General features: G+C 31.1%; 8 protein-coding genes. All 8 read right to left on the bottom strand.

The genetic code is table 11. The features are described 5' to 3' along the window. Positions 1 to 231 precede the first annotated feature (231 nt). A complete protein-coding gene (locus tag VK998_RS03165; RefSeq protein ID WP_325225396.1) occupies positions 232 to 1044 on the bottom strand; it encodes an AAA family ATPase in 813 nt (270 codons plus the stop codon). Next, positions 1037 to 1468 carry a hypothetical protein gene (locus VK998_RS03160; RefSeq protein ID WP_325225394.1) on the bottom strand — a complete coding sequence of 144 codons (432 nt, stop codon included), beginning with the start codon at positions 1466 to 1468 and terminating at the stop codon, positions 1037 to 1039. The genes VK998_RS03165 and VK998_RS03160 overlap by 8 nt, the downstream gene beginning before the upstream one ends. A 205-nt stretch (positions 1469 to 1673) precedes the next feature. Then, positions 1674 to 2078 (bottom strand): hypothetical protein, encoded by a 405-nt coding sequence (locus VK998_RS03155; RefSeq protein WP_325225391.1) that lies wholly within the window; start codon positions 2076 to 2078, stop codon positions 1674 to 1676. 11 nt (positions 2079 to 2089) lie between these two features. Then, positions 2090 to 2215, bottom strand: a complete 126-nt coding sequence (locus tag VK998_RS03150) for a hypothetical protein (protein ID WP_325225389.1) — start codon at positions 2213 to 2215, stop codon at positions 2090 to 2092. A 307-nt stretch (positions 2216 to 2522) separates the two neighbouring features. Beyond that, positions 2523 to 2714 (bottom strand): hypothetical protein, encoded by a 192-nt coding sequence (locus VK998_RS03145; RefSeq protein WP_325225388.1) that lies wholly within the window; start codon positions 2712 to 2714, stop codon positions 2523 to 2525. Then, entirely contained in the window at positions 2711 to 3169 is a 459-nt protein-coding gene (locus VK998_RS03140; RefSeq protein WP_325225386.1) for a hypothetical protein, read from the bottom strand. The genes VK998_RS03145 and VK998_RS03140 overlap by 4 nt, the downstream gene beginning before the upstream one ends. A 12-nt stretch (positions 3170 to 3181) precedes the next feature. Further along, positions 3182 to 3388: a hypothetical protein gene (locus VK998_RS03135; protein WP_325225384.1), complete on the bottom strand. Its 207-nt coding sequence runs from the start codon at positions 3386 to 3388 to the stop codon at positions 3182 to 3184. Positions 3389 to 3505: 117 nt separating this feature from the next. After that, entirely contained in the window at positions 3506 to 3697 is a 192-nt protein-coding gene (locus VK998_RS03130; protein ID WP_325225381.1) for a hypothetical protein, read from the bottom strand. Positions 3698 to 3996 lie beyond the last annotated feature (299 nt).

The following is a 3996-nucleotide window of genomic DNA, read 5'->3' as shown; positions in this document are numbered from 1 at the left end:
CATTATGACAGAAAAACAGGAATATGCATTTAGTTCCAGCATATCCTGTTATATCATCAACATATATCATGAAACTCATGATAATTTGTCAAAACACTTGAATGTTTGCTCTAAAACATGTAGCTTCTTGCCAGAAGCATACGATGGTTCAAACGGTCATCCATTTTCACCAAACAAATCTGAGATTTGTTGATCATAAAATGATCTATTGATGTAATAGCCCGCCTTATATCACTCTTCCATCACAAGTTCTGGAAGTTCCTCATCTTTCTGAGAAACCTGCTTATAAAACTTATTATAGAAATCTTCTACAAAAGTAGACGTAATAAGCTTGTTGCCTGTCATCTTTGCGTAAGAACACACAAAATCTGTAATGTCCTTTGCTACATCTGGATTAAAACCAGAATGAGTTTTTGACAGTCTGAGTATAGTTTCTACTACATCTGACTTAGCTTTTAATCCCTTGCCATACATCTTCAAGCATACCTTAATAATATGAGATACAGCATCATCTGTAGGCTCAGTCACATTCATCTGATAAAATCTTCTGAGAAGAGCTTTATCAGTCATTTTAGAGAATTCATTTGATGTTGTAGCACCAATAACTCTAAAATCTGGTCTGGTAAGATAAGGCTTGAGAGTATTACCAAGACCAGGAGTTTGACCATTGGACATTTGACCAAGAGATTCTACTGTATGAAATTCATCCATAAACAGTATTACTTTACCCGAATCAAGACTATGTTCTATCAAGTTCTGAAATTTCTCTTCAGTAACTCCACGATAACCAGGACCAGATAAAAGCTTATTTGTATTTATCTCAAGGACTTTGAATCCATGAAGAGGTTCTGGAGCAAGTTGATTAGCAATAAGAAATGCTAAGTTATGTACAAGAGCTGTTTTACCAACTCCTGCTTGTCCTGTGAGTAGAGCATTTGGCTTTTCATGTCTCATCATAGTAAGAAACAGCATTTGCATTTCCCTGTCTCTTCCTATAATGTTTGGATTATTATTATTGGCGTAGATTTCTGTTAGATTAGTCATGATTATGTATGTTTTTCATTAGTTTTTGTATTTCTTTGTCAGCCACTTTTTCCCCTTGATTAATTATTTTTACTCCCTCATCAAGTAGTCTTAATTCCTCAACAGAAAAATTGTTATAAACAGCATCTCTCTCATTATAGCCGTTACCATAGTATAATCTTCTATTATACCATTCATTACCTGTCCAAACGGAATATTTGCCATTGCTTTTAACAATATATCCTGTCCAATCAGATGGAGATTTATACATCTGTATAAAAGCTTGTATGACGTGATCTCTTATTTTAAAATTATAGATGAGAGATACAAAATCTTCAACAGTATTATCATTACTTTTTTCTTTATTTGCTAAATACATTTGACGCAGAGATACAAAAAGTAATATGATAGCTGACATTGCTAAAATAAATGCTAGTGGTTCCATAATATGTAATTTTTATTGAGTTATATATATTACACACCCTATCAAAGCTATACTAATTATTATTATAGCTATTGAAAGTGATGTTATACCTACAAGAAGATTAACTCCACTTGTATCATTATCTGTAAGGAACTTATTTATAGTTGAATACGCTATACATAAGCATATGAATGACATTAAAAATAAAGCTCCTATAGCTGTTAGTTCATTGTTGATCATTTTCCCACTCTATCATATCTTTTAGACAAGCAAGAACTCTTTTCTTTATAGATTTTTGTGTATAGTCGTTTGTTCTTGGATAATTATTTATCTCGGCAAGATTTATATAAGAAAGACCATACTTATCCTCAATAAACTCCTCTACTCTTCGTCTGGCAAAATCGTTTATTTCTTTTACCTTTTTTTGTTTTTCAGGATCTTTTACAGGATTCCCATAAATAAAACCACCCAATTCATCAGAACATGTCTGATTATTAATTTCATCTGGGTTTAGTGCTATCCTTACTAAATGACCAATAGCACAACATTTTCCATCTTTTCCAAAATGACTTTTAATAAATTGATCTTCTGGTATATCCTTGAGTTGGTTATAAGCTTCTTGTGCATTCATAGTATTTGTTATTATATGTTTAAGATTTCATCAAGTTTTGTCCAATCCTCTAAAACTTCATCAATTTCAGACTCTGTGATAAAACCATCAGCTAAATGCTGTTGAATCTCATCTATTTGATGAAGTGCAAGACTCATGATAAGTTTTTGAGTATTTGATATCTCATTACTCATGAGATTGTATTTTAATTGATGAGCAAGAAGACCAAGTTTAAGGTGATCATATACTGAAGCATTTTTTATCTCTTTGTGTATGGAAGATTGTGAGTTTTCTGACTCACTGTAGTCTAAAAGTGTTTTGCGTGACATAATATGTTGATTTAAGGTTCTATAGATGTTAATAACATATCAAGCATTGCCAACACCACTAAAATAAAGAATATAGACAATGCTATTTCTGGAGTCTGAGTTGGCAATGTGATATGTTCCATGATATATTTAAATTTTAATCTTCAAAGAATGCTATTTTATCAGGATTATTAGTAAGCTTTTTATATTTAATTTGTTCACGACCAGCAGATATTTTATTACCAGTTAATCTGGCAATTTGCCCTGCTCTATCATTGTCAATTTGACCAGAATCAAGGTCATCAAGTGCTTTATCTAATACATCGTGTATATCTTTACATGTTTTCATTGTATTGCTCTTTTTAGTTTTATTTGTTTACGTTTTAGTTTAATTAAACTATTTGGAATATCATCTTTGACAAGATTATCATGAGATCCTATCACTGATACTATGTAATGATCTTTTAATTCTCTTCTTGCTATTCTAGCTGCCACTTTCTTTCTTAAATTAAGTGTTTTGGGATATAATTTTTTCCTTCCACGTTTGCCAAAACCTCCTTGTTCTCTCTGGTTATATATCATTCTACACGAATTACTGCAAAATTTAGATCTATTTTTATGTGATCTATGTCTGGTGTATTCCTTATTACATTCCAAACATTTAAGTGTAATATTCAATGGTTTTCCATTTCTTCTTTTTAAACCAAGACAAATTCTATCACAATAAGTTCTTTCTGCATCTCTTATATCAGATTTATATTTCCATACAAATCTACCACAATAATTACAATTTAATCTTATCATAATATTATTTTGTTATGTGTGTGATATTGTTGCAGCTATAAAAGATAATGTTCCAAGAAGTATAAGTACTTTTGCTTTAACAAGAGTTTTATCTACAATTTCTACATCACTATCATTATCTGCAATAGAGGTAAGTGCTGCTGCTATTACAGACAAATGAATACTGATTACAAATAATACTACACCAATGCAAAGTAAACCAAGGGTTAATGTCTCCATAATATTGTTTTGTTATATATTTAAAAAGGTTTGGCAGGGAAATCACATTCATCACTGAGGCTCATCAGTTTTGATGATATGGTGTGATTTATTATTGTGTAAAACCTGCCAAATTTATCATGAAATACTTATAATAAGCTTTGAATCAGGATCATTATAAGCAGTTCTAAGTCTTTTTGATTGTTTTATCCAAGTATCTATGATTTGTGCAGATTCTTGGATACCTTTGGTTCCAAACTTTGTATAGGCAAATATTTCCTCGTCTGGACCAAATACTATTCTTGCATAGACATTTATGGTATTATTCATAATATTCCTCCATATTCTGCAGTCTAAGTTCATAAAACCATTTTTCAGCAGTAAACATGACCAGAATTACACACATAAGTCCTATAATGTGAGATGATAGCAAGTTTGGAGTTATGAATACAACGATTAACAGCATGTAAGCTATTAATCTGCAGAGTTGTGATGTGATTAAGTAAAACATGATATAGTTGATTTGATTTTTATTTATGGCATTGTTAATTGTCCAATTAACATTCCTGTAGAGAATAATGTTTCACTATCTACTCCCAATGGATCATAATCAAATGATAATGTGTATC

It is taken from the genome of Schnuerera sp. (assembly GCF_035459645.1).
GTDB lineage: Bacteria > Bacillota > Clostridia > Tissierellales > Tepidimicrobiaceae > Schnuerera.
The sequence above is the reverse complement of the archived record's forward strand: the minus strand, read 5'-3'. Positions and strand labels throughout refer to the sequence as shown.

Bases quoted from the DNA above. Each gene is read 5' to 3' on its own strand.
- VK998_RS03135 (WP_325225384.1), bottom strand. From the start codon at position 3,388: ATGGAGACATTAACCCTTGGTTTACTTTGCATTGGTGTAGTATTATTT.
- VK998_RS03160 (WP_325225394.1), bottom strand. From the start codon at position 1,468: ATGGAACCACTAGCATTTATTTTAGCAATGTCAGCTATCATATTACTT.
- VK998_RS03140 (WP_325225386.1), bottom strand. From the start codon at position 3,169: ATGATAAGATTAAATTGTAATTATTGTGGTAGATTTGTATGGAAATAT.
- VK998_RS03155 (WP_325225391.1), bottom strand. From the start codon at position 2,078: ATGAATGCACAAGAAGCTTATAACCAACTCAAGGATATACCAGAAGAT.
- VK998_RS03145 (WP_325225388.1), bottom strand. From the start codon at position 2,714: ATGAAAACATGTAAAGATATACACGATGTATTAGATAAAGCACTTGAT.
- VK998_RS03150 (WP_325225389.1), bottom strand. From the start codon at position 2,215: ATGAGTCTTGCACTTCATCAAATAGATGAGATTCAACAGCATTTAGCT.
- VK998_RS03165 (WP_325225396.1), bottom strand. From the start codon at position 1,044: ATGACTAATCTAACAGAAATCTACGCCAATAATAATAATCCAAACATT.
- VK998_RS03130 (WP_325225381.1), bottom strand. From the start codon at position 3,697: ATGAATAATACCATAAATGTCTATGCAAGAATAGTATTTGGTCCAGAC.